Raw genomic sequence first — 24,163 nt, 5'->3', positions numbered from 1 at the left:
TCAAAGTATAACAGGACAACTATTACTATAACGAGAAGCCATATCCATTTTAAGATATGTACCAACTTTTATATCATTTTCATTCAAAATACTTTTAACAGTCTCATAAGCCAAATGAGGTTCATTATTTTCATCGCTTAAATGACCTAAATAAATATGTTTAAGTTTGCCGTCCATAATTTCAGAAATAAGTTTTCCAGCAGTCTCATTTGATATATGGCCCTTATCTCCAAGTATTCTCTGTTTCAAAGCCCAAGGATATGAACCACATTTTAACATATCAACATCATGATTTGACTCTAAAAGAAGAACATCAGAGCCTTGTATATTTTCTTTAACAGTGTCTGTAACATGACCTAAATCTGTTGCTATTGTCATTTTAAAGTCTTTTGCAAATATACTGTAACCAACAGGCTCAGCCGCATCATGAGGTATATCAAAAGGCATTATACACATATCATTTATTACACAAGGTTCACCGCTATATATAAATTTTTTATTTCTACGTCCAATATTTCCTATTGTGTTTTCCATAGCCTCCCATGTTCCCTCAGTTGCATATATAGGTATATCAAATCGTCTTGATATTATTCCCGCTCCTTTTATATGGTCACTGTGTTCATGAGTTATAAAGAGAGCATCAATATTTGTTCCGTCAACATTTAAAATGTCAAGCCCCTCTTTTATTCTTTTTCCACTAAGTCCCGCATCAAAAAGTATATTTGTACTTTCGGTTCCTGCATATATACAGTTTCCACTACTTCCGCTGGCTATGGGACAAAATCTTACAGCCATTAAAAACACACCTCTTTTCAATAATTATTATAAATCATGATAATCATAAAAAAACGCTGAAACAAAAGTTCCAGCGTTTTTATAATTTATTTTACTCTTTTTATGTCAGCTCCAAGGTTTCCGAATTTGTTTTCAACATCTTCATAGCCTCTGTCAATGTACTTCACATTTTTAATTTCAGTTGTACCACGAGCTGCAAGACCTGCTATAATCATAGCTGCTCCCGCTCTAAGGTCTGTTGCACATACATCTGTTCCAACAAGTTCTGGAACACCGTTAATTCTTGCAACTCTACCTTCTATTGAAATATCAGCACCCATTTTCTTGAGCTGGTCAATATACTGGTATCTGTTATCCCAAACATTTTCAGTTATTATATTTTCACCCATACAAACAGTCAAAAGAGCCGCCATTTGAGGCTGTAAATCAGTAGGGAAACCTGGATAGCTCATTGTTTTTACATTTACGTTTTTAAGAGCTCTGTCAGATATAACTCTTATAGAGTCGTCTCCCTCCTCTATTGTTACATTCATTTCCTCAAGTTTCGCTGAAAGACAATCCATATGTTTCGGTATTATATTTTTTACAACAACATCTCCACCTGTAATAGCAGCAGCTATCATATATGTACCTGCTTCAATCTGGTCTGGAATAATTGTATATTCAGCTCCATGAAGTTTAGGAACACCAGTAATTCTTATTACGTCTGTACCAGCACCCTTTATTTTTGCTCCCATAATATTAAGGAAGTTAGCAGTATCAACCACATGAGGTTCTTTAGCTGCATTTTCAATTACAGTATTACCCTCAGCAAGACATGCTGCAAGCATAATATTTATTGTTGCACCAACACTTACTTGGTCCATGTATATTGAAGCACCATGAAGTTTTTCAGCATAAACCTTAACAACATTGTCATCAACAAAAACTTCTGCACCAAGAGCTCTAAAGCCTTTAAGATGAAGGTCAATAGGTCTTGAACCAAAGTTACAGCCTCCCGGCATAGCAACTTCAGCTTTTTTAAATCTTCCAAGAAGTGCTCCTAAAAGATAATATGAAGCTCTTATTTTTCTTACTTCCTCATAAGTTGCACTTACATTCTCAATATTTCTACTGTCTATTTTAAGAGTATGTTTATCTAAAAATTCGCATTTAGCTCCCATTTTTGTAAGAGTATTAAAAAGACTTGTAACGTCCTCAATACAAGGGAGGTTATCTATAAAACAAATATCATCAGCCATAATAGCTGCAGGTAATATTGCAACAGCTGCATTCTTTGCACCGCTTATGCTGACTTCACCACAAAGTTTTTTCTGACCATTAATAATCAGTTTCTCCATAGAATTACTCAAATCCTTCCACTTTTTTATCCCAACAAAAGAGACGATTTCATAATTGTTTATACAGTAAAAAAGCCTTCAAAAAAGGCTTTTTTTATACAATCTAAAATCAAATTACTTAAGAATTATACCACTAAAACTTAAAACAATAAAGACTTTTTTAATCATATAAAAATAAAACGGATTTTAGCTTATATTTTAGAGTTAAAACCCGTTTTTTTTATTAAATTTGCTAATATTATAAAGTTAAATTCTGTATTAAAATACATTTTTTTCATCAAAATCTATTTAATTTTATTTGTATAGGCGTTAACCATATAAGGCTGGTCCCTATCCATAACAAAAATAAAGTAATATGGAACAAGCTTAGTTGACATATCAACATCAGGATTGTCATCTGAAGGATAATCATAAACAATCTCAATTCTGTTTACAGTAGCACTTTTCCCTATAAAATCAGAGAATGTAAAAAGAGCCTCGTCTGCACCATAAATTTCAATTTTATCATCTGAATAACCTTCTATTTCACAAAACTTTATATTCGCCGTTTTTACGCCCTTATTATTAACAGTTATATCATATCTACTGCTATAAACAAATTGTCCTTTATACTTTTCACAGTATGTAAAAGTATATTCACCATCATTTTCAACAGTATTTAAAAGTGCAAATCTATTTGATTTCCCAGCAGATTGTGATAAAACTAAATCTGCCTGTTCTCGTGCAGTTTTAACATTAAAATTTTCATTTATTTCATCAGATTGATTATAATAAACTATAACATCATTACCTTTATAGGATACTGTTTTAGTATCACTTTTAAGTATATCTCTATCAAACTCTATTGAAATTTTTATATCTTCATTTTCAAAAAATGTATCTTCAATACTTTCACGAGTAACTGTAATAGGTTTTACTTTTATTTTTCTCTTTGGAGAGTAATCTTCTATTATATCAGTATAAATATATACATCTCTTTTTGCCAAAACTTCAATAGCTGATTTTTCTCTTGCTGGAGAAATTTTAAAATCATCTTTTTCATTTCTATTAAGCACAAAGAGGCAGACATTAAGCACTATAAGTATAATTATAACTGTTTTTTTAGCTATGCTCCAGTCCATAATAACCTCCTATTTTTCGCAATCCACAGAATGGACTTCTCCATTTATTGTTGTAAACCATTTGAGTTTTAAAATATCTCTACCACTCATATAGTATCCAAGTTTTATGTCCTGAACATTAGTTACTATGTTTTCGCTGTTATTTTCATACATAACTGTAATAGTTTCATCAAGAGCCTTTATAAACTCTTTATCAGCAACAGCAGTTTTATTATCTTTAGAATAGTTATAAGCAATTCTTCGATATTTTTTTACGCTGTTATTTTTTACACTTATCTCAATACAATATTTCATATCTGTCATATTTGATAAAACATCAGAAGGTATAAGAGGCATATTATTTACTGTATAATTAAAATAATAAACAGCCTCATCTTCATTTATTTCCCAATCTGCTAAATATACATCAGTTTTAAGAGATGTGTCTTGCTCAATAAAACTTTTAGCTACCGAATACGAAGTTATAAAACTTTGATTTATACTTCTATCAATAGGCTCATAATTATAATATTCAAGAAGACCTGTTGTCATATACTTTACAACAATATCATCATCACTAAAAAGATAAGTTCCTGTATTATCAGTTTCACTCCATTTTGATGTACTACTATCAAAAAATTGGTCAATATACATTTCAAGAGTTGCCAAAGAAAACTCTCCATTTTTTTCAAAAGGATTTACTCTTTTTAACACAGGATACACAAATTCAGTTTCAGACCATTGGGGAACAAAAATATCATCAGAAAATATATTAAAACCACTCTGTTTAGTTGATATATAGGTTATAAAATTATCTGATTTCATTTCTTCATTTTGTGCTTTTTCCAATGTATTATACAAATTTTGTGCAGACTTACTTTTCGATACATTACACTCATAAACTTTTTCCGTCTGTGAATTTATAAATAAAACTCTCAAAATAGAACCATAGTTCATTTGAGAATATATTACTATACTATCAAATTCAATATATTTTTCAAAAACATTATTTTTTTCAAATCCGTCCTCAAAATCATCAAGAGTTATAGCATGAGCATATTTAAAAATAACACATTTTGATGCCAAAACAGAGTTCCATTCCAACTCTGACTCTTTAACAAACTCACCTTTTGTAAGGACTTCAAAAATTGCATCGTTACCTTGTTCATATAAACCTGTTTCATCAGACTGTGCATAAAACTTCGAAAACTTTTTATTACCATAACCTGCAACAATTTCTAAAGGTTCCAATATATAAGTTTCACCACTGTATTTTATATTATTTTTCCCTATATTCTGAAAAACTGTATAAAAAAAGTTATGGCTATCGTTATTATAAAGCCATAACTTTCCTGTCTGAATCACGGCAGCTATGACCAAAGCAATGATTACAAAATTTTGTATTCTGCTAAGTCTCATAATTATCACCGTTGTGTATTAATATAAAACTACCGTGGTGCTCATACCCGGTATACTTATTCCATTCTCAAGCTCTGTTTTTATTTCACGTTTTTTTCTTTTTATAACACATTCACCATAACTTGAGTTTTTACCTTCTTTATCCGCAGATACAGAAACTATATTTTCTCCGAGTTCAAGCTCAACAGTCTGACTAAACAGACCAGTAGGACCTATCTCTATTTCATAGCTTGCGTACTCATTAAGCGTTCCACTAGCATTTTTTTTGCTAAGTGTTATGGAAATAAGAGAACCATTTTCACTAGAACCTGTTATAGTTCTAAGTTTATCAAAAGTTGACTCTGTACCTCCAAGCTCAACTCCGCTTGTAACAGAAAATTCTACCTTATTGGAAGAAGAAAACTGGTCTGCATAAGCGAAAGTTGGAGCAATAAACATAAACAAAAGCACAAACAATGCTAAAAATTTAGTTTTCATCTCTATGCAGCCTCCTTCCCTTGCTATTTTATAGTTTTAAATCCATGTATAGACATTATAAAACAGTAATGTTACATTTATGTTACACGAGCCTTACGTTTGAATTACATTATATTGGAACACAAGGAAAATAGAGAAAATAGACGTATTAAATATCTTTTTCAATACTATTTTCATCAAATTTTTTATTAAACCATATTGTCATGGCAGTTCCTTTTCCATATTCACTCTCAACAGTAATTTTGCCTTTGTGTATTTCCATAATCTCTTTAGCTATGGCAAGTCCTAAACCTGTTCCACCCATAGCACGACTTCTTGCTTTATCAACACGATAAAATCTCTCGAATATTCTTGAAATATCCTCTTTCTGTATACCCATTCCCGTATCTTTTATTGTCAATTTATAATAATTTGCATCTTCATCTATAAAAGCCTTTATTTCAGCTTTTTCATAACTATATTTTATTGCATTTGTTATTATATTATTTACTACCTGTGTTATTCTGTCACGGTCACCTTTTATATAAACATCATTTTTATAAGGTATAAAATAAAGATTTTGTTCTTTTGCATCGGCATGAATTTTGTTTTGTTTAACAATTTCAGTCATATATCTATTAAGCTCTATTTCAGATACTGAAAGCACAATTTGTTTATTATCAAATCGAGAAAGCTGTAAAAGGTCATGGACAAGGAAAGACATTCTATCAGCCTCACTATTTATAATACCCAAAAATTCCATAGCTATTTCAATATCTTCCACAGCCCCATCCATAAGAGTTTCAGTATAACTTTTTACTGTTGTAAGAGGTGTTCTAAGCTCATGAGAAACATTTGCAACGAACTCTTTTCGCATATCATCAAGTTTTTTAGCCTCTGTTATATCCTGAAGAACAACAACAATACCATCAATTACGTCTTCTTCTCTATAGTAAGGTGTAAAGTTTGCTGTTATAAATTTTTTTCCTATTGGAAATGTAATTTTCTTTGAATTTTCAGAAGTTACATTAATATAAAGACTTTCACTTAAATTAAACTCTTTTATAAAATCTGTAAAACTCATATTAAATTCCGAAACTTCAAGCATATCCATAGCGGCACTATTAACATGAATAAGATTTCCTAAACTGTCATAGGAAATTACACCATCACTCATATTATGGAGTATTATTTCAAGTTTATTTTTTTCATTAGATATAATTTTTATATTTTTGTCCAGCTCTTGAGCCATATTATTAAAGCTAACTGTAAGCTGACCTATTTCATCTTTAGACTTAACAACAACTTGTTGATTAAGATTTCCACCGGCAAGAGCTTTTGCCTTTGATGTAAGTTCAAGAATTGGACCTGTAATAGTTTTTGCAAAAACATATCCCATTACAATAGTAAGGGAAAATGCCAAAAGAACAGCAATTATTATACTTTTTCTCGTCTGTTCAAGACCTGCTTTTATATCACTAGCATCTATTCTTGAAAATATCACATATTTAACATTACCCTCTGCATCTTTTACAGGTGAAGCATAGCTTATCCAATACTTAGCAAGACCGGAAGTATCTGTACTTCTCTTAAACATATCAAAGGACTCTGTACCTGAAAGAGCAGATATTACAGAAGCATTTCTATATTGAGGGAAAGGTGGCTCAACAACAGTTGTGGAAGCAATAGTATTTCCTTTAGAATTTATTATATTTCCTTGAGTATTTGATATACTAGAGCCTCCCTGTGAAAATTTCAAAAGCTCCTCTTGAAATTTTTCCTCATCTCCTCCGGAAATAACTTGCTCATTAATTCTCTCTGTATAAAGTTCAAGTTGAGTTTTAGCCTTATCCTGTTCTATATTTTGGAGACTTAAAAGTATATAAGTTCCGCTTACAATCATAACAATAAGAACAAGTCCAAGATACATTATAATAAGTTTATATTTTATACTCTCTTTAATTTTCATAAACACACCAGACCTTAAAATCAGCTATTAAAATAATAGCCTACTCCTCTTTTAGTGAGTATATAAGAAGGTTTTCCCGGGTCATCTTCAATTTTTTCTCTCAAACGTCTTATGGTAACATCAACAGTTCTAACATCTCCAAAATACTCATAGCCCCAAACTTTTTCAAGGAGAACTTCTCTTGAAAATACTTGTGATTTCTGCTGTGCAAGGAATTTTAAAAGCTCAAACTCTCTGAATGTTAAATCAATTACATTTCCATCTTTTTTAACTTCATATCTGTCAAGGTCTATAACAAGTCTACCAAAATCTATAATATTAGATGACATTTCAGATGTTTTTATGACAGCGTCATATTTTCTAAGATTAGCTTTAACTCTCGCCATAAGCTCTCTTATACCGAAAGGCTTTGTAACATAGTCATCAGCCCCAAGCTCAAGACCTAAAACTTTATCAACCTCCTCAGCTCTTGCAGTAAGCATTATTATTGGAGTTGACATTTTCTCACGAATTCTCTTACAAGCCTCATATCCATCAATTTTAGGCATCATAATATCTAAAAGTATAAGGTCAGGATTTTCTGTAAAAGCCTTTATAACTCCCATTTCCCCATCTTCCGCTGTAATTACATCATATCCTTCCTTTTTCAAATTAAATTTAATAATATTGGCAATAGCCTTTTCGTCATCAACGACAAGTATTTTTTTACCCATAAAATACCTCCAAAAACACCTTTAAAGGCTCTTTTTATTATTATAATTATTATATATTTACTAAATTTAATTATACTAAATTTAAAGTACAATGTAAAATTATAGAGATAATATTCATAAAATCTTAATAATATAAAAAGCCGACACAAAGTGTCGGCAAAAATATTTTAAATTTATTTATTAAGTATAATATCAGCAACATAAAGACCATTTGCAGCAGCCTGTGAAAGAGAGCGTGTAAATCCAGCTCCATCACCTATGGCATATATTCCGTCACAACCTTCAATTTCAAAATCAACAGTTTTAGGTCTTGCAGAATAATATTTACATTCTATACCATAAAGAAGTGTATCATAGTTAGCTGTACCTGGTGCAATTTTATCCAATGCATGAAGTGTCTCAACAATATTATCAAGCTGTCTTTTTGGTATACAAAGGCTCAAATCTCCTGCAACAGCTTTCATTGTAGGTCTTGTAGTTGACTGAGCAAGACGTTTTTCATCTGTTCTTCTTCCGTTTTCCAGGTCTCCAAGACGCTGTACAAGTACACTTCCACCACTTATAAGATTAGCAAGTTTAGCAACGTGTCTTGCATATTCAATAGGCTCTTTAAAAGGCTCTGTAAATCTTATTGTTGATAAAAGTGCAAAGTTAGAATTTTGAGTTTTTCTTGAAGCATCTCTATATGAATGACCATTTACAGTAAGTATTCCGTCTGTATTTTCAGTTACAACACTTCCACGTTCATTAAAACAGAACATTCTAGTTGTATCCCCATAACCTTTACTTCTGTACCATATTTTAGGTTCATAAATTTTCTTTGAAAAATGTTCCCATATCATAGAAGGAAGCTCTACACGAACACCAATATCAACCTGATTATTTTTAAGGGATATATTATTATCCTCACACCATTTTGAGAAAAATCTACTTCCAGCTCTACCAACAGCAAATATTATTTTGTCAGCAGAAATCATTCTTGTTCCTTCTCTATCTTCAATTGTTATTTCTTTTGTGTCTTTATTTACATCGACAGCTTTTGTATCTGAAAGTATTTCACATCTTTTTCCAACAGCAACAATAAGTTTTCTCATTGTCTCAAAATTGCTATCTGTACCAAGATGTTTAAGCTGAGCTTGGCTCATATGAAGGTCATTTTGTAAACATAATCTTTTAAGCTCATTGTCAGGCATAAATCTTTCTGTTGTAGCGCCATATTTTACAAGTATCTCGTCAGCCTGTTCAATATAGTTTATAACAGTTTCAGGCTCTAAAAATTCTGTAAGCCAACCGCCATACTCTGTTGATATTACATATTTACCATCAGAAAAAGCTCCTGCTCCTGCCATACCTTCCATAATAGCACATGATTTACATTTTATACACTTATCTGTTTTCTTTGCTACAATAGGACATATTCTCTTTTCAATTTCATGTCCCTTTTCAATTATAACAACTTTAAGTTCCGGATTTTTTTCTGTGAGACGAAAAGCATTCATAATTCCGCCTATACCGCCACCAATAATAGCAACATCATAATTCTTATTCATAGGAAAACACCTCCGAAAATCTAAAAAACAATATTTACATGTATGTGCACAAAACATCTTATTATGTACTGCAAACCTATATTTTGTCAACACAATTTTATATATTTTTTTATTTTTTATGTTTTACACAAAAAAGCAAATCTATTTTTATAAATATATAACAATAAAAAGGAGTATGCAAAGCATACTCCTAAAAATGTACAATTATATTTCTGTTACAGTTATAGTTGAAGCATATCCATTTGAAGGGTCAACCTCAACAACAACTTCATATTCTCTACCCTTGTCATTCATGTAATATTCAAGGTCATCAACAGACCTTTCATCACCTTTTACATTAAGAGTTGATGTTTTAAAATCAAAGGCCATTGTTGTTCTGTCTGGAGTTCTAACTTCAAGCTCTCCACGTCTGCTGTCAAAGTATCTAAGATCACCCTCAACTTTTTTAATATGAGCTTCAATTTTTGTTACTTTAGATGATTTTATTGTTAAGTTAGCTTCCATTGTTATATATCTATCATCAACAAATTTTCTAAGGTCATCAATATTATAATCGCTGTTTCCATCTATTGAAACACTTACACCACTAGCAATATCATATTTATTTGATGATGAACCTATTGCTATTGTTGATGATGTCATGCTCTTTATTACTCCTGATGTATCAGAACTACTTGTTGTTGTAGCAGTAATTCTTGTAACTTCATCTTTACTGTTAACTTCTATTGTTACAGATAAAGTGCCTGCACTGTCAAGCTTGTCTCTGAAATCATAGTAATCATATGTTTTTCCGTCAATTTTAAGAGTTGCGTTATCAATATCATCACCCTTAAAATTATATTCTTTATATGAACTTGAACCTGATTTCTTAAAGTTTACATATCTTCTGCTTACATCATTTATTGTACCTTTATAAGTACCATCACTGCTGCTATTATCTTCAAAATCATATTTTGAAACATAAAGTCTCTTAACGTCATCTCTACTGTCTGTAACATATTTTACATATGTTGTACTATAACTATCAAAAGCATCTCTTACATCTGTATATGATGAATTCTTACCTTCAAGATAGAAATCAACATCGTCAGATTCACCATTTATCCAACTATAATCTGTTGTGTATGTTCTTCCTGATTTCTTTATTGTAAGACCACTTCTTGATATACTTCTAAGTTCACCGTACATATAATCACTTTCTTTAGTAGTACAATCAAGTTTTGTAGCCTCACCTTTAACATTAAGACTTACCGATACATCAACTCTGCCTTTTTTATAAGCATCAAATATATCTTTCTGTGAAGCAGTCTTTCCGTCAAGAATATAATCACAATTTACATTTATATAATATTTAGCTGTACCGCCTGTACTCTTATTTATATAAACAATATCGTTATATATCTCATCAATAGTACCTTCAACTTTACCTATGTTCTGATTGAGACCAGGGTCAGCATCATATGTTATTGTAAGACTCTTTATGTCAGCTCCACTATAAGTAATATCTTTAAGAGTATCTCCAGCAGAAAGAGCAGTATATGTTGAAGTTCCTCCTCCAATATTTGTTACAGTTGTTGAAGAACTTGCAAAAAGACCTATTTTATCTCCATCACTCTTAAGTATTGTAACAAGATATGATGAACCCATATCGTTTACAGATATAACACTTCCTGCTGCAATAGTTGTTCCAGTTGAAGGCTGTTCAGTTTCTGATGAATTATTATTATCTTCATTGTTTGAGCTTCCTGTATTCATTTTATCATAAGCCTTTGTTATTATTGTAGCCATTTCAGCTCTATTTATGGCAACTTTAGGATTGAAATTGTTATTATAATCTCCAAGGAAAATTTCAAGTCTAGCAAGAAGTTCTACATACTGAACACTTGTGTCATTTACAGAAGATGCATCACTAAATGAAAGTTTAGCATCTGTATCAAGAGTATACTTATCAGACATAGCTTTTCCAAGTATTACAGCTGCTGCTTCACGTGTTGCATATGTAGGAGTTCCCTTTGATGCATTTGTAAATTTTCCAACCTCTGACATAGAAACTATTCCATATTCAAGAGAATAAGAAATACAAGGATATGCCCATTCAGGAACACTCAACTGTTTCATAACATAAGACCATTTGCTTTCAACACCTTCAGTACTCTTAAGGTTTCCAGTCTTATCAAGCATACTATACACAAGCTGAACAGTCTCAAAACAAGTAACGTTGTCTTTACCTCTGAAATAACGTTCTCCGTCAACAACTTCTCCAACCATAATTTCAAGCTCTCCGGCTCTATTTATAAATGTCTGAGCTCCTTGCCAAGGCACATCATCAATATCTTTAAATGTTACAGCACCAAAAGTTGGAACAACAGAAGAACAAGCCATTAACATGGCCATTGTTACCGCTATTTTGCGTTTCATAATTATCTTCCCCCTTTTATTTATTAAAAAAATCATTATAAAACTAATAATCTACTAATATTTTTTTAATTTTTTTATAATTTTAACATAAAATGGACTTTTATTAAATACAATATATACTAATTAATTCTTTCAATTTCATTACAAAAGTACATTTTATTTGTTTTGACGTATAATAATACAATTTTGTTCCCCAAAACAAAAAAAGATACCGAAAAAATCGGTATCTTTTTTGTAATATTTTTAAATATTATTTTACTTCATTAACAAGCTCTCTACCTTCTTCAAAAGCTTTTAAGTTATCAAGAGTAACTTTAGCAATAGAATTTAAAGCAACGTCTGTTAAGAATGCAAGATGTCCTGTAAGGAGTATATTTTCATTTGAAAGCATTCTTGAAAGAGTTGGGTCATGTTTTTCAAGGTTACTTCTGTCTTCGAAGAAATAATCATGTTCAACTTCACAAACGTCAAGACCTGCACCACGAACTTTTCCAGATTCAACAGCATCAACAAGAGCTTCTGAATCAATTAAAGCACCTCTTGCAACGTTTACGATTATAACGCCGTCTTTCATTTTAGCGATAGACTCAGCATTAATCATATGATGTGTTGATGGCATATATGGGCAGTGAAGAGATATAATATCTGACTCTTTGTAAAGTGTGTCAAGGTCTACATATTCAAGACCACTCTTTGTGTCTGGGTATGCATCATAGCATATAATTTTCATTCCGAAACCTTTTAATATGTTAATCATACATTTACCGATTTTACCTGTACCGATAACACCAGCTGTTCTGCCATAGAGACCAATACCGTCTAATCCAGCAACATTAAAGTTGAATTTAACTGATCTGTTGTATGATAAATGAACTTTTCTGTTTACTCCTAAAAGTAAAGCTGCACCATGCTCAGCAACTGACTCTGGAGAATAAGCAGGAACACGAAGAACAGGAAGACCACACTCTTTAGCAACAGCAAGGTCAACACTGTCAAATCCAGCACAACGAAGAAGTATAACTTTTACACCAACTTCTTTAAGTGTTCTAACAGCTTCTGCTGGAACTTCATCATTAACGAAAGAACAAGTTGCATCATGACCTGCTGCAAGTTTAGCTGTTTCTGGAGTTAATCTTTCATCAAAGAAAGTTATTTCATATCCATACTCTTTAGCTAAAGGGCCAAAAGTATCTTTGAAATAAGGTTTTGTGTCAAAAAATGCTATTTTCATTTAAAATCCTCCCTATAAAAGAACATATTATAAAAAACTTAAATAAATAACTTCAACTTTACTTTATAAATTTTGCTTTGTTTTACTTTTAACAATATAATACAATTTTACAGCTTTGTCAATAACCCTTTCATATAATTAATAGCTGTACACTTGTAAGTATTGCATAAGTAGTTACCTTTTATTCAAATAAAATATTTTTCCGTTTTTACTATAAAACTTACTCACTTTATGTAAAAAATGCCATATAAGAATATTGTATTTTGTTAATAAATACTCAATTAAAGTTTTGTATGTAATATACAATTTTTATATGTGCATTTATTTTTGTACATAAATACTACAAATAAAAAAAGAGTATGGATTATAATCCATACTCTCTTTTTATTATTAGTCAAATAATTTTGAAACTGAAATACCTTCGTGAATACGATTGATAGCATCAGCAAAAATAGGAGCAACAGAAACCTGTTTGATTTTTGCAATTTTCTTCTCTTCTGGAAGTTCTATTGTATCAAGTATAAGAAGTTCATCAATAGCTGATTTTTCAATTCTTTCAATAGCAGGACCTGATAAAACAGGGTGTGTACAACAAGCGTCAACTTCAATAGCTCCTCTTTCTTTAAGAGCATTTGCAGCGTTTGTAATAGTACCTGCTGTATCAATCATATCGTCTACGATTATAACTCTCTTTCCTTCAACATTACCTATGATGTTCATAATCTCGCTGACATTTGCTTTTGGTCTTCTCTTGTCGATAATTGCAAGAGGAATATCAAGTTTTGTAGCAAAACCTCTTGTTCTTCCAACGCTTCCAAGGTCTGGAGAAACAGCAACAAACTCGCTTAAATCTTCGCCATATTTCTGGCTGTAATAGTTCGTAAGTAATGGAAGTCCAACAAGGTTATCAACAGGGATATCAAAGAAGCCCTGTATCTGAGCACAGTGAAGATCCATTGTAAGAACTCTGTTAGCACCTGCTGATGTAAGAAGGTTTGCAACAAGTTTTGCACTGATTGGGTCTCTAGCTCTTGTTTTTCTATCCTGTCTAGCATATCCATAGTAAGGAATAACAGCTGTTATTCTTCCTGCTGAAGCTCTCTTCATGGCATCAATCATGATAAGAAGCTCCATAAGGTTATCATTTACTGGATAAGATGTTGACTGGATAATATAAACGTCTGCACCACGGATTGTTTCATTGATTTTCATTGAAATTTCTCCATCGCTGAACTGGCTAACTTCAGCATCTCCAAGTGATAATCCTAAACTTTTGGCAATTGACTTTGCAAGTTCAATATTTGAATTACAAGCAAAGATTTTGATGTTGCTTCTGCAAGTATACATCATAATGTTTGTGTCCCCCTAATTCTTTCGTTAGTTTAATAAAATTAATGGTTTATAATAAAGTTTTAAATTGATAAACAATTTCGCAAAGAATATAGTATCACAGTACTATTTAAAATTCAACACATTAAAAATTAGTGTTTTTTTGTCCAACCTTCAATAATCTGCTGTCTAGCTCTTGCAACAGCTAAAACATCTTCTGGAACATCTTTTGTTATAGTTGAACCTGCTGCTACATAAGAGCCTTTTTTAAGTGTTACAGGTGCAACAAGGTTAGCATTACAGCCAATAAATACATCATCTTCAATGACAGTTCTAAATTTCTTTTTACCGTCATAGTTTACAGTTACAGTACCACAGCCAAAGTTTATTCTCTCACCACAGTCACTGTCTCCAACATAAGTAAGATGTGAAATCTTTGTACCATTTCCAACATTTGAATTTTTAATTTCAACAAAGTCTCCAACTTTAACATCTTCACCAATATTTGAATTTGGTCTTATATAAGCGTAAGGACCTACTGTTGTGCGATTTCCAACCTTAGAATCCATACCAGTTGAAGCTTGGAATTTAACACCATCACCGATAATCATGTTTGTTATTCTGGCATTTGGGCCAATTTTACAATCTTCACCGATAACAGTTTTTCCCTCAATAACAGAACCAGGATATACTATTGTATCACAGCCAATCTCAACTGAAGCATCAATATATGTGTTAGCTGGGTCAATTATTGTAACACCATTTTCCATGTGTTTTCTGTTAATTCTCTTTTTCATAAGCTCTGTTGCCTCAGCAAGCTGAACTCTTGAATTAACACCAAAAAACTCTGTCACATCATCTGTTGTCATAGCATTAACATTACTTCCATCAGAGAGTATTATCTCAAGGGTATCAGGAAGATAATATTCACCCTGAGCATTATTATTTGTAAGTTTTTTAAGTGCACTTTTAAGTTTTGCACCGTCAAAACAATATATACCTGTATTTATTTCTTTTACAGCTTTTTCTTCATCTGTTGCATCTTTATGCTCAACATTCTTTTTAAAACTTCCATCTTCATTTCTTATAATATGACCATATCCAGTTGGGTCATCAACAATAGCAGAAACTATTGTACAGCCGTTTTTCTCGTTTCTATGGAAAGCTACAAGTTTTTCTATTGTCTCAGCTGTAATAAGAGGAGTATCTCCATAAAGTATTATGATATCTTTATTTTCATCTATAAAATCCTCAGCCTGCATAACAGCATGACCTGTTCCAAGCTGCTCTTTTTGTACTGCAAATTTAACTTTATCATTTCCAATGGCTTCTTTAACCATATCGGCTTTGTGTCCTATAACAACACATACATCTTCAGAACCACATTTAAAAGCTTCATCTATAACATAATCTACCATTGATTTATTTAAAATCTGATGTAAAACTTTAGGCATTTTTGACTTCATTCTTGTACCTTCTCCGGCAGCAAGAATAATCGATTTAAGATTGTCCATATGATACCTCCGTAAACCATATTAAAATTCTGTTAATTATATATTATTTATTTTCTCATTTTACAAGACTATTTTCAATATACTTATTTACCTAAAATAATATCCTATAAACCGATTTTACCAACAAAATTAGTCATAAGACATTAAAAATATTCAACACTTTAAAATTTATAACAAAAAATAGATTGTATGCTAAATAATTAACAAACTGCATATAATATGTACTTAAAAAAGTACATATTTTCACAATGAAATATTATGATTTTATTTCGTACGCTAAATAATTTTTGTGAAAAACATACATATAAAAAGTGTTATATTTTTTATAACTGTATATATACACAAAAAAAGCGGAGTATAAACTCCGCATAAAAACTCTTATTCACCCTTTTCAGCAGGTGTTGTTATTCTTGCAGCAATAGGTCTATACTTTTTACTCTCCCATCTTTTTTCTTGACTTCTAATCCATAAGTAAACAAGAGCAGTAAAACCAAAGCCCATTACACAACTTAAAATATCTCTATTTATAAAAGGAATTAAAGGTGATACAACAAAATATCCCAAAAGTATGCCAGCAACCAAAGCCACAAAAGGTATGCCGTACATAATCATAACAGCATAAAAAAATCCATTATCAGCAAGTTCAAGTTCAACCCACTGACCTTTCTCTGCATCGCATACATTTTCAGCTTCAATAAACATATCCTTTTCACTCATACCAGCAACACAAGCTCTACATTTAGCACAAGCCTCTGTTCTTGTCATTTTAACAAGGGCAAGATTATTATCTTTAATCTCCATAACAACGCCTTTTTCAGCCATAATCAATTCACCTCCGCCAAATCTTTTATAACCTCTCCGCCTATCATAAGTCCAGCCACTGGTGGAACAAAAGATATACTAGCCGGAGTTCTTCTTTTATTTGTATTTTCTCCTTTTTTCAAAAGTTCCTCCTCAGACATAGACGCCTTTATTGGTTCTTCTTTTGAATATAAAACTTTAAGTTTTTTTATACCCCTTGTCTTAAGCTCTTTTCTCATAACTTTAGCCAAAGGACACACAGAAGTTTTATATATATCTGTAATTTCAAACATAGCAGGATTAAGTTTATTTCCAGTACCCATGGAAGAAATAACAGGTATACCCATTCTCTCACCAGCAAGGACAAGAGCTATTTTTGCTGTGACAGTATCAACAGCATCAACTATATAATTACAATCATCATCTATTATACAGTCATCTTCCTCACCTAAATAAAACTTATTATATATTTTAACTTCTGCATTAGGATTTATATCTTTTATTCTCTTAGCCATAGCCTCAGTTTTATACATACCAACAGTACTTTCCAAAGCTATAATCTGACGATTTATATTTGATATACTAACAGTATCATTATCAACAAGTATAAATTTTCCAATACCTGAACGAGCCAGAGCCTCACAAACATATCCTCCAACTCCGCCTATACCAAAAACAGCAACCTTTGAATTTTTCAGTTTTCCAAGACCTTCATTTCCTATAAGCATTTCTGTTCTTATAAATCTGTTATCCATAAAAAACTCCTTATCATAAAATTACAGGCTTAATTATATCCCAAAACAAATTAAAACTCAACATCACAATTATCTAATGGAATATTTTACTTAAAAAAGTAAAACAACATATAACCAAAATTGAGACAGGATATATATAATAGGCATAATATGCCTTTGTTCCAAGAAGGCTAAATATTGCAAGAACCATAAATATTGCTGTTGTAAAAACGTATATAATTCCACATCTTCCTTTAGATAAAAAATATGATACTATAAATGATGTTCCAATAATTGCGAAAAAAGCTGATGCACAAGTAAATCTTACATTTTCAAAATATACAGCAACTATAAACAGACCAGCAAAAAACATAAAACTTCCAAAAACAGCATAGGCATAATTTTTTGTTTTATAATACATAATAATAAGCATTATTCCGGGAATGGCAAAAATCATACCTTTATATATTATTCCACCTATAACAGGTATTTTTATAATAAAGTCATATAGACATAAAACAAATACAAAAACACTTGAAATCAAAGCCCATGTTTTTTTCTTAGTATAGTACAAACAAAAAAGGGCTATTCCTAAAGCTATAATGGGGAAAATGCCATATGTAACATCAAAAAAGTTTATGGCAACAGAAAGTATAAATAAAACAACCATAATAACAGCCAGAAGAATTCCACTTCCACTTTTATTCATACAAAAGCTCTCCTTTTTATTTTAAAATATAATTTTTAAATATATACATAAAAAAAACACTTTTTGTCTGAAAAACAAAATCCCTCTGCAATCAAATTGCTAGAGGGATTTTTTGTATATTTTATATTAATTTTATTTTAAAGAAAACTTAGACTCTCTTTTTTTAATATACCACCTTGTTATAAAAAGTTTTATTAATGCTGTAACAGGCACAGCAACAACCATTCCAAAAAGACCAAAAAGGCTTCCAAAAACAGATAATGAGAGAAGTACAAGAACAGGGTGAAGTTCAACACTCTTTCCAACAACTCTAGGAACAATAAATATACTGTCTATCTGTTGAAGAACAAGAACAATTATGGCAGCATAGAGAGCTTTTATAGGTGTACCACTTAAAAGTCCAACACCAACAGCAAGTATAAATGCAACAATAGCACCAACATAAGGAATAAGATTTGAAAATCCTGAAACTATACCTATTACAAGAGCATAATTTATTCCAACAATGCTAAATGATATACTTATAAGAGTTGCCATTATAATTGCATCTGTAATCTGTCCACCAATATATCCTGAAAAGGTATTATTCATATCTGTAAAAACACCTTTTATTTTTTTTGCAGTATCATTTTTAAAGAACACATCTATGGCATCATTACAATAATACAATATTCTTTCTTTTTCAACCAAAAGATAAAAAGATATTGTAAGACCTATAAATGTATTTAAAACACCACTTCCAACCTTTGAAAATGAATTGGCAAGTCCCATAACATAATTAGTTACAGTTGTTGTAGCTGTTGCAATCCATTGTTGAGCAGAGCTTCCATTTACATTCTGTAAAAATCCAAACTCCTCAAGTTTAACATATATAAATGTTATAAGGTCGGAAAACTCCTGTATACTGGCATTAATCATATTTGCAAACATATTAGCATCAGCACTACCTATTTTTGCAATAAGCATTTTTACTATAATACCGATAACAGCAAATATTGTAATATATGTCAAAAGTGTTCCTCTTGTACGCACCTTAAATCTAGGGTCATCTTCCTTATGATTTTTAAAAGGTATTTTGTCCCATAAGATTTGAGTTTTATTATGAAAAATCTCAACAACAGGATTTACTATATAAGAAAACACAAGAGCTATTATAAGTGGTGACAGTATAGTGGTAATAAAGGATATAATCTGTCCTGCAACCTCATTAAACATATAAATATTTTTAATAAGTATACTTAAAACATATATCACTATTATTGTAAAAATAACATGAAAGGAAATTTTAAGGTATTCCTTATCCCATGGTAATTTCATATTATCCTCCTTAAATTAATTATTTAAGTCTGGAAAGTAAAGCCTTTAAGAACTCCCATGTACTTTCAGTAGATGAAATTTTAAGTCTCTCATCAGGAGTATGAACATCAAACATATCAGGACCTATTGAAATCATATCAATTCCTTTTATTTTTTCAGCAAAAAGACCACATTCAAGACCGGCGTGTATTGCCTCAACAACAGGTTCTTTTTTATAAAAATCACGGAATACATCTTTTGTTATAGCCAAAAGTTCAGAATTTGGATTAAACTCCCAAGCAGGATAAGCAGATGTTGCATAAGTCTTACCACCAAGAATTCTTCCTATTGTATCAATCTCATTAAAAATTATATCTTTTCTTGACGCAACAGAACTTCTTGCAGCACATATGAATTTTATGCAATCTTTTTCAGTTCTCACAATTCCAATATTATTTGAACTTTCAACAAGACCAGGTATATTCATGCTCATTGTAATAACACCGTACGGAATAAGTATAAGCATATCTCTTACAGAATTTTTAGTTTTTGTGTCAAAGGCTTTATACTCAATTTCCTCAACAGTTTCTTCCATAAATACTTTTATACCTTCTTCAACACCTGTGTATTCGTGAATAAATTTAGTTTCTATATCTACGAGAATACTTTTAATATTGTCTGATATATCCTCTTTTAAAAATACAAGAGCGTCACATTCTCTAGCAATAGCATTATCCATAAGACCGCCATTTACTTTTGAAAATCTCACATCAACATCATCAAGGGCAGCAATAACTCTACCCATTAATTTTTCAGCATTAGCTCTCTGAAGATGAATATCAGAACCACTGTGTCCACCTTTAAGACCTCTTATTTTTATAAAATATGGTTTAAAATCACTAGGTACATCTTCATAAATAACAGGTAATTCAGTAGTAATTTTCATACCACCACAACAACTTACAAGGAGTTTACCCTCCTCCTCAGTATCCATATTTATAAGTCTTTTTCCTTCAAGAATTGAAGTATCAAGGGCAATAGCTCCTTTCATTCCAACTTCCTCATCAGTTGTGAAAACACATTCAATAGGTGGGTGTGAAATTGTATCATCATCAAGGAGAGCTAACATATAAGCCACAGCAATTCCATTATCAGCTCCCAAAGTTGTTCCCTCAGCAAAAACAAAATCACCATCAACACGAAGTTTAAGACCTTCTTTAATAAAATCATGGGAAACATCGCTGTTTTTCTCACAAACCATATCAATATGTCCCTGAAGTATAACAGCTAAAGAATTTTCATATCCCTTAGAACCAGATTTTTTGATAACAACATTATTAGCGTTATCCTGATGTACAAACAAACCTCTATCTTTTGCAAAAGTGACAATATAGTCACTTATAGCCTTTTCATTTCCGCTTCCTCTAGGAATTCTACTTATCTCCTCAAAGTAATAAAAAACTTTTTCAGGTTTTAAACCTTCCAAAACTCTCATGAAATCCCCTCCATAAAATAAAAAATATACATTTATTATATTCAATAATGTAATAAATATAAAAACAGACTGCGAAAGCTGTATATTAATATAATCAATTATACATCATCGCAGTCTTTAATTGTGTTTAATTATATATAAAATTTTAAATTAATTTTTAAAGCTGTGGATAGGTGCAGGAATTCTTCCGCCTCTATTTATAAAAGCTTCACAGCTATATTTATTTACAGGCATAATAGGTGCATATCCTAAAAGACCGCCGAATGTTACAGACTCACCAACACCTTTTCCAATAACAGGTATAAGTCTTACAGCAGTTGTTTTATTATTAACCATACCGATAGCAGCCTCATCAGCTATAATACCTGAAATTGTAGTAGCTTTAGTATCTCCCGGAATTGCAATCATATCAAGACCTACTGAACAAACACAAGTCATAGCCTCAAGTTTTTCAAGAGTTAAAGCACCCATTTCAGCAGCTTCAATCATACCATGGTCTTCACTTACAGGAATAAAAGCGCCACTAAGACCACCAACATAAGATGAAGCCATAACTCCGCCTTTTTTAACATTATCATTAAGTATAGCTAAAGCAGCAGTTGTTCCCGGAGCACCAGCTTGCTCAAGTCCCATAACCTGGAATATTTCAGCAATACTGTCACCAATAGCAGGTGTAGGAGCAAGAGAAAGGTCAATTATACCAAAAGGAACATTAAGTCTTTTTGAAGCTTCCTGAGCAACAATCTGACCAACTCTTGTAATTTTAAAAGCTGTTTTCTTAACTGTCTCACAAAGTGTTTCAAAGTCTGTATTTTTAACTTCTTCAAGGGCTTTTTTAACAACACCAGGACCACTTACACCAACATTTATAACACAGTCAGCCTCTCCAACACCATGGAAAGCACCAGCCATAAATGGGTTATCTTCAACAGCGTTACAGAATACAACAAATTTTGCACAACCTATACAATCTCTGTCTTTTGTTCTCTCTGCTGTCTCAACAATAATTTCACCAAGTCTCTTTACAGCGTCCATATTGAGACCATTTCTTGATGTACCGATATTTACAGATGAACACACTCTCTCTGTAACATCAAGAGCCTCTGGAATTGACTCTATAAGAATTTTATCAGCCTTTGTAAATCCCTTATGTACAAGGGCAGAAAAACCACCTATAAAGTTTACTCCAACTTCTTTAGCTGCTCTATCAAGAGTTTTTGCAACACTTACATAAGAATCAGTGTTACAACCAGCAGCAGCAATAGCAATAGGAGTAACAGAAATTCTCTTGTTTACAATAGGCACACCAAACTGTTTTTCAAGTTCCTCTCCTACTTTAACAAGATCTTTAGCATATGTTGTTATTTTTTTATATATTTTCTCATTAAATCTATCAATATCAGAGTCAGCACAGTCCATAAGACTTATACCCATTGTTATGGTACGAACATCAAGGTTTGACTCTGCAATCATTCTGTTCGTTTCCTGTATCTCCATTCTGGAAAGCATAAAAATTATCCTCCTGTTTTACACTATATTTTTTTTAAAACCAACTGTCAACAAAACATCAGATACGGTGCATACAGTTGAATATATCCTCATGCTGCATTTTTATAACAACACCAAGTTCATTTCCGATATTTTCAAGGTCTGATGACATAACTTCAAAAGATTTTGAAGGATTTGAAATATCAACAATCATCATCATATTAAAGTAACCTGCAACAATAGTCTGAGATATATCAAGTATGTTTACATTAGTTTCTGCAAGATAGTTACAAACTTTTGCAATAATACCAACTTTATCTGTTCCTAAAACAGTTATTATGCTTTTCATAAAAAACGCCTCCTGAAATTTTTATATTTTAAAAAGCCAAATTAAAACTAGATTTAATTGTATCATAACAATTACAAATATATCAATATAAATAATAATAGTAAATAATCAATAATATATGTAAATAAACAGCTTATTACACAAACAAACATGTTCATATAATATAAACAACAAAAAGGTATATGTTAAAAACATATACCTTTAAATTATTATTTTAAAAGCTTTTCAAGGGCATAAGCAATACCATCCTCATCATTTGAAAGAGTAACAAAGTCAGCAACATCTTTAAGTTCTTTTGTAGCATTACCCATAGCAACACCAATTCCAGCATATTCAATCATAGTTTTATCATTTTCAGCATCACCAAAAGCAATCATGTCATCTTTTGTATATCCAAGAGGTAAAAGTGACAGACGAATAGCGTTAGCTTTATCAATGCCCTTTGCAGTAAATTCAAAATACATAGGTGCAGTAAATACGCAATTTAATGTATCTTTAAAAGGCTCCATCATAGCCTTATAATTTTCCTGTAAATAATCAGGCTCACCAGTTGTAAGTATTTTATTCATAGGATAATCAGCAAATTTTTCAAGGTCGTCAATTTCACAGAGTTTGTATTTTCCTATATTAGCCTCATATTTCATTACATTAAGCTCTCTATTCCAAACATGAACTATGTTATTGTAAACATCGTTTACATATATATAGTCATCTTTATAAACCATAGGGCGAACATCAAATTTTTTCATATGATTAAGAACTTTTTGACACATTTCAACAGACATAGCCTGATTAAAAAGAACCTCTTTAGTCTGGCAATCAATAACTTTAGCACCATTAAAAGCTACAATAATACCATGATGTTTATCCATTTCAAGTTCTTCAATAAAATCAATAAGACCTCTGTCTGGTCTACCTGATGCAAGAACAAGAACAGCACCTTCAGACTGAAGTTGTAAGAGTTTTTCTTTTGTTTTAGGTGTTATAACTTTTTCCTCATTGGTCAAAGTTCCGTCAATATCCATAATAATAACTTTTTTCATATTAAACCTCCTCTTTTTAATCAGTATAAATAAATATGAAATAAAAATCAACAAAGACACAAAAAAAGAACCAACAAATATGTTGGTTCTAAGAGAGGCGCTGATCGGATTTGAACCGATGAATAGAGGTGTTGCAGACCTTTGCCTTACCACTTGGCTACAGCGCCATAATCTCGGCGACCACTTACTTTCCCAGGCGGCTTCCCACCAAGTATCATCAGCCGTTTAGGTCTTAACCGTCGTGTTCGGAATGGGAACGGGTGTGTCCCCTAAACGCATCATCACCGAAAATTTTTATTAAATTAAAATGACCCAACCGGGAATCGAACCCGGGTTACAGCCGTGAAAGGGCCGTGTCTTAACCGCTTGACCATTGGGCCTTATTAAAATTGGCTCCCCGAGTAGGATTCGAAC

The 24,163-nt window shown here is 31.7% G+C and carries 20 protein-coding genes, 2 tRNA genes and 1 rRNA gene; all 23 read right to left on the bottom strand.

Annotated elements, in window-relative coordinates:
• Positions 1 to 795 (bottom strand): MBL fold metallo-hydrolase, encoded by a 795-nt coding sequence (locus B5E58_RS10430; protein ID WP_088109607.1) that lies wholly within the window; start codon positions 793 to 795, stop codon positions 1 to 3.
• Between the two features lie 86 nt (positions 796 to 881).
• The gene (locus tag B5E58_RS10425; protein ID WP_088109606.1) at positions 882 to 2,135 is read right to left on the bottom strand and encodes a UDP-N-acetylglucosamine 1-carboxyvinyltransferase; all 1,254 of its coding nucleotides are present in this window, start codon (positions 2,133 to 2,135) and stop codon (positions 882 to 884) included.
• Between the two features lie 284 nt (positions 2,136 to 2,419).
• Complete coding sequence (locus tag B5E58_RS10420) at positions 2,420 to 3,256, bottom strand: hypothetical protein (protein ID WP_088109605.1); 837 nt, start codon at positions 3,254 to 3,256, stop codon at positions 2,420 to 2,422.
• Positions 3,257 to 3,265: 9 nt separating this feature from the next.
• A complete protein-coding gene (locus tag B5E58_RS10415) occupies positions 3,266 to 4,654 on the bottom strand; it encodes a hypothetical protein (RefSeq protein WP_088109604.1) in 1,389 nt (462 codons plus the stop codon).
• 18 nt (positions 4,655 to 4,672) lie between these two features.
• Complete coding sequence (locus tag B5E58_RS10410) at positions 4,673 to 5,131, bottom strand: hypothetical protein (protein WP_088109603.1); 459 nt, start codon at positions 5,129 to 5,131, stop codon at positions 4,673 to 4,675.
• A 148-nt stretch (positions 5,132 to 5,279) separates the two neighbouring features.
• The gene (locus B5E58_RS10405; RefSeq protein ID WP_088109602.1) at positions 5,280 to 7,079 is read right to left on the bottom strand and encodes an ATP-binding protein; all 1,800 of its coding nucleotides are present in this window, start codon (positions 7,077 to 7,079) and stop codon (positions 5,280 to 5,282) included.
• A 20-nt stretch (positions 7,080 to 7,099) separates the two neighbouring features.
• On the bottom strand, positions 7,100 to 7,792 hold the full coding sequence (gene yycF / locus B5E58_RS10400) for a response regulator YycF (protein WP_088109601.1): 693 nt from the start codon (positions 7,790 to 7,792) through the stop codon (positions 7,100 to 7,102).
• A gap of 173 nt (positions 7,793 to 7,965) precedes the next feature.
• Positions 7,966 to 9,342, bottom strand: coding sequence for an NAD(P)/FAD-dependent oxidoreductase (locus B5E58_RS10395; protein ID WP_088109600.1), 1,377 nt, complete (start codon positions 9,340 to 9,342; stop codon positions 7,966 to 7,968).
• A gap of 204 nt (positions 9,343 to 9,546) precedes the next feature.
• The gene (locus tag B5E58_RS10390) at positions 9,547 to 11,760 is read right to left on the bottom strand and encodes an S-layer homology domain-containing protein (RefSeq protein WP_158097731.1); all 2,214 of its coding nucleotides are present in this window, start codon (positions 11,758 to 11,760) and stop codon (positions 9,547 to 9,549) included.
• A 250-nt stretch (positions 11,761 to 12,010) separates the two neighbouring features.
• On the bottom strand, positions 12,011 to 12,991 hold the full coding sequence (locus B5E58_RS10385; RefSeq protein WP_088109598.1) for a 2-hydroxyacid dehydrogenase: 981 nt from the start codon (positions 12,989 to 12,991) through the stop codon (positions 12,011 to 12,013).
• 390 nt (positions 12,992 to 13,381) lie between these two features.
• Entirely contained in the window at positions 13,382 to 14,341 is a 960-nt protein-coding gene (locus B5E58_RS10380) for a ribose-phosphate diphosphokinase (RefSeq protein ID WP_088109597.1), read from the bottom strand.
• A gap of 131 nt (positions 14,342 to 14,472) precedes the next feature.
• Entirely contained in the window at positions 14,473 to 15,834 is a 1,362-nt protein-coding gene (glmU, locus tag B5E58_RS10375; RefSeq protein ID WP_088109596.1) for a bifunctional UDP-N-acetylglucosamine diphosphorylase/glucosamine-1-phosphate N-acetyltransferase GlmU, read from the bottom strand.
• Between the two features lie 378 nt (positions 15,835 to 16,212).
• Positions 16,213 to 16,656 carry a SoxR reducing system RseC family protein gene (locus B5E58_RS10370; protein WP_088109595.1) on the bottom strand — a complete coding sequence of 148 codons (444 nt, stop codon included), beginning with the start codon at positions 16,654 to 16,656 and terminating at the stop codon, positions 16,213 to 16,215.
• A 2-nt stretch (positions 16,657 to 16,658) separates the two neighbouring features.
• A complete protein-coding gene (locus B5E58_RS10365) occupies positions 16,659 to 17,390 on the bottom strand; it encodes a tRNA threonylcarbamoyladenosine dehydratase (RefSeq protein WP_088109594.1) in 732 nt (243 codons plus the stop codon).
• A gap of 73 nt (positions 17,391 to 17,463) precedes the next feature.
• Entirely contained in the window at positions 17,464 to 18,078 is a 615-nt protein-coding gene (locus B5E58_RS10360) for a hypothetical protein (RefSeq protein WP_088109593.1), read from the bottom strand.
• Between the two features lie 132 nt (positions 18,079 to 18,210).
• On the bottom strand, positions 18,211 to 19,395 hold the full coding sequence (locus tag B5E58_RS10355) for an AI-2E family transporter (protein ID WP_088109592.1): 1,185 nt from the start codon (positions 19,393 to 19,395) through the stop codon (positions 18,211 to 18,213).
• A gap of 19 nt (positions 19,396 to 19,414) precedes the next feature.
• Entirely contained in the window at positions 19,415 to 20,869 is a 1,455-nt protein-coding gene (locus B5E58_RS10350) for an aminoacyl-histidine dipeptidase (RefSeq protein ID WP_088109591.1), read from the bottom strand.
• Positions 20,870 to 21,019: 150 nt separating this feature from the next.
• A complete protein-coding gene (locus tag B5E58_RS10345; RefSeq protein ID WP_088109590.1) occupies positions 21,020 to 22,378 on the bottom strand; it encodes a PFL family protein in 1,359 nt (452 codons plus the stop codon).
• Between the two features lie 58 nt (positions 22,379 to 22,436).
• The gene (locus B5E58_RS10340) at positions 22,437 to 22,706 is read right to left on the bottom strand and encodes an ACT domain-containing protein (RefSeq protein WP_088109589.1); all 270 of its coding nucleotides are present in this window, start codon (positions 22,704 to 22,706) and stop codon (positions 22,437 to 22,439) included.
• Positions 22,707 to 22,915: 209 nt separating this feature from the next.
• Positions 22,916 to 23,749, bottom strand: a complete 834-nt coding sequence (locus B5E58_RS10335; protein WP_088109588.1) for a Cof-type HAD-IIB family hydrolase — start codon at positions 23,747 to 23,749, stop codon at positions 22,916 to 22,918.
• Between the two features lie 95 nt (positions 23,750 to 23,844).
• Positions 23,845 to 23,916: transfer RNA gene (locus B5E58_RS10330), tRNA-Cys, on the bottom strand.
• A gap of 4 nt (positions 23,917 to 23,920) precedes the next feature.
• Positions 23,921 to 24,038, bottom strand: a 5S ribosomal RNA gene (gene rrf / locus B5E58_RS10325).
• A gap of 19 nt (positions 24,039 to 24,057) precedes the next feature.
• Positions 24,058 to 24,129 (bottom strand) — tRNA-Glu (locus B5E58_RS10320).
• Positions 24,130 to 24,163 lie beyond the last annotated feature (34 nt).

The sequence above is a fragment of the Tyzzerella sp. An114 genome (assembly GCF_002161055.1).
Taxonomy (GTDB): domain Bacteria; phylum Bacillota; class Clostridia; order Lachnospirales; family Anaerotignaceae; genus Fimicola; species Fimicola cottocaccae.
This window is presented reverse-complemented; position numbering and strand designations above follow the sequence as displayed.

Bases quoted from the DNA above. Each gene is read 5' to 3' on its own strand.
- B5E58_RS10430 (WP_088109607.1), bottom strand. From the start codon at position 795: ATGGCTGTAAGATTTTGTCCCATAGCCAGCGGAAGTAGTGGAAACTGT.
- B5E58_RS10425 (WP_088109606.1), bottom strand. From the start codon at position 2,135: ATGGAGAAACTGATTATTAATGGTCAGAAAAAACTTTGTGGTGAAGTC.
- B5E58_RS10420 (WP_088109605.1), bottom strand. From the start codon at position 3,256: ATGGACTGGAGCATAGCTAAAAAAACAGTTATAATTATACTTATAGTG.
- B5E58_RS10415 (WP_088109604.1), bottom strand. From the start codon at position 4,654: ATGAGACTTAGCAGAATACAAAATTTTGTAATCATTGCTTTGGTCATA.
- B5E58_RS10410 (WP_088109603.1), bottom strand. From the start codon at position 5,131: ATGAAAACTAAATTTTTAGCATTGTTTGTGCTTTTGTTTATGTTTATT.
- B5E58_RS10405 (WP_088109602.1), bottom strand. From the start codon at position 7,079: ATGAAAATTAAAGAGAGTATAAAATATAAACTTATTATAATGTATCTT.
- yycF (WP_088109601.1), bottom strand. From the start codon at position 7,792: ATGGGTAAAAAAATACTTGTCGTTGATGACGAAAAGGCTATTGCCAAT.
- B5E58_RS10395 (WP_088109600.1), bottom strand. From the start codon at position 9,342: ATGAATAAGAATTATGATGTTGCTATTATTGGTGGCGGTATAGGCGGA.
- B5E58_RS10390 (WP_158097731.1), bottom strand. From the start codon at position 11,760: ATGAAACGCAAAATAGCGGTAACAATGGCCATGTTAATGGCTTGTTCT.
- B5E58_RS10385 (WP_088109598.1), bottom strand. From the start codon at position 12,991: ATGAAAATAGCATTTTTTGACACAAAACCTTATTTCAAAGATACTTTT.
- B5E58_RS10380 (WP_088109597.1), bottom strand. From the start codon at position 14,341: ATGATGTATACTTGCAGAAGCAACATCAAAATCTTTGCTTGTAATTCA.
- glmU (WP_088109596.1), bottom strand. From the start codon at position 15,834: ATGGACAATCTTAAATCGATTATTCTTGCTGCCGGAGAAGGTACAAGA.
- B5E58_RS10370 (WP_088109595.1), bottom strand. From the start codon at position 16,656: ATGGCTGAAAAAGGCGTTGTTATGGAGATTAAAGATAATAATCTTGCC.
- B5E58_RS10365 (WP_088109594.1), bottom strand. From the start codon at position 17,390: ATGGATAACAGATTTATAAGAACAGAAATGCTTATAGGAAATGAAGGT.
- B5E58_RS10360 (WP_088109593.1), bottom strand. From the start codon at position 18,078: ATGAATAAAAGTGGAAGTGGAATTCTTCTGGCTGTTATTATGGTTGTT.
- B5E58_RS10355 (WP_088109592.1), bottom strand. From the start codon at position 19,395: ATGAAATTACCATGGGATAAGGAATACCTTAAAATTTCCTTTCATGTT.
- B5E58_RS10350 (WP_088109591.1), bottom strand. From the start codon at position 20,869: ATGAGAGTTTTGGAAGGTTTAAAACCTGAAAAAGTTTTTTATTACTTT.
- B5E58_RS10345 (WP_088109590.1), bottom strand. From the start codon at position 22,378: ATGCTTTCCAGAATGGAGATACAGGAAACGAACAGAATGATTGCAGAG.
- B5E58_RS10340 (WP_088109589.1), bottom strand. From the start codon at position 22,706: ATGAAAAGCATAATAACTGTTTTAGGAACAGATAAAGTTGGTATTATT.
- B5E58_RS10335 (WP_088109588.1), bottom strand. From the start codon at position 23,749: ATGAAAAAAGTTATTATTATGGATATTGACGGAACTTTGACCAATGAG.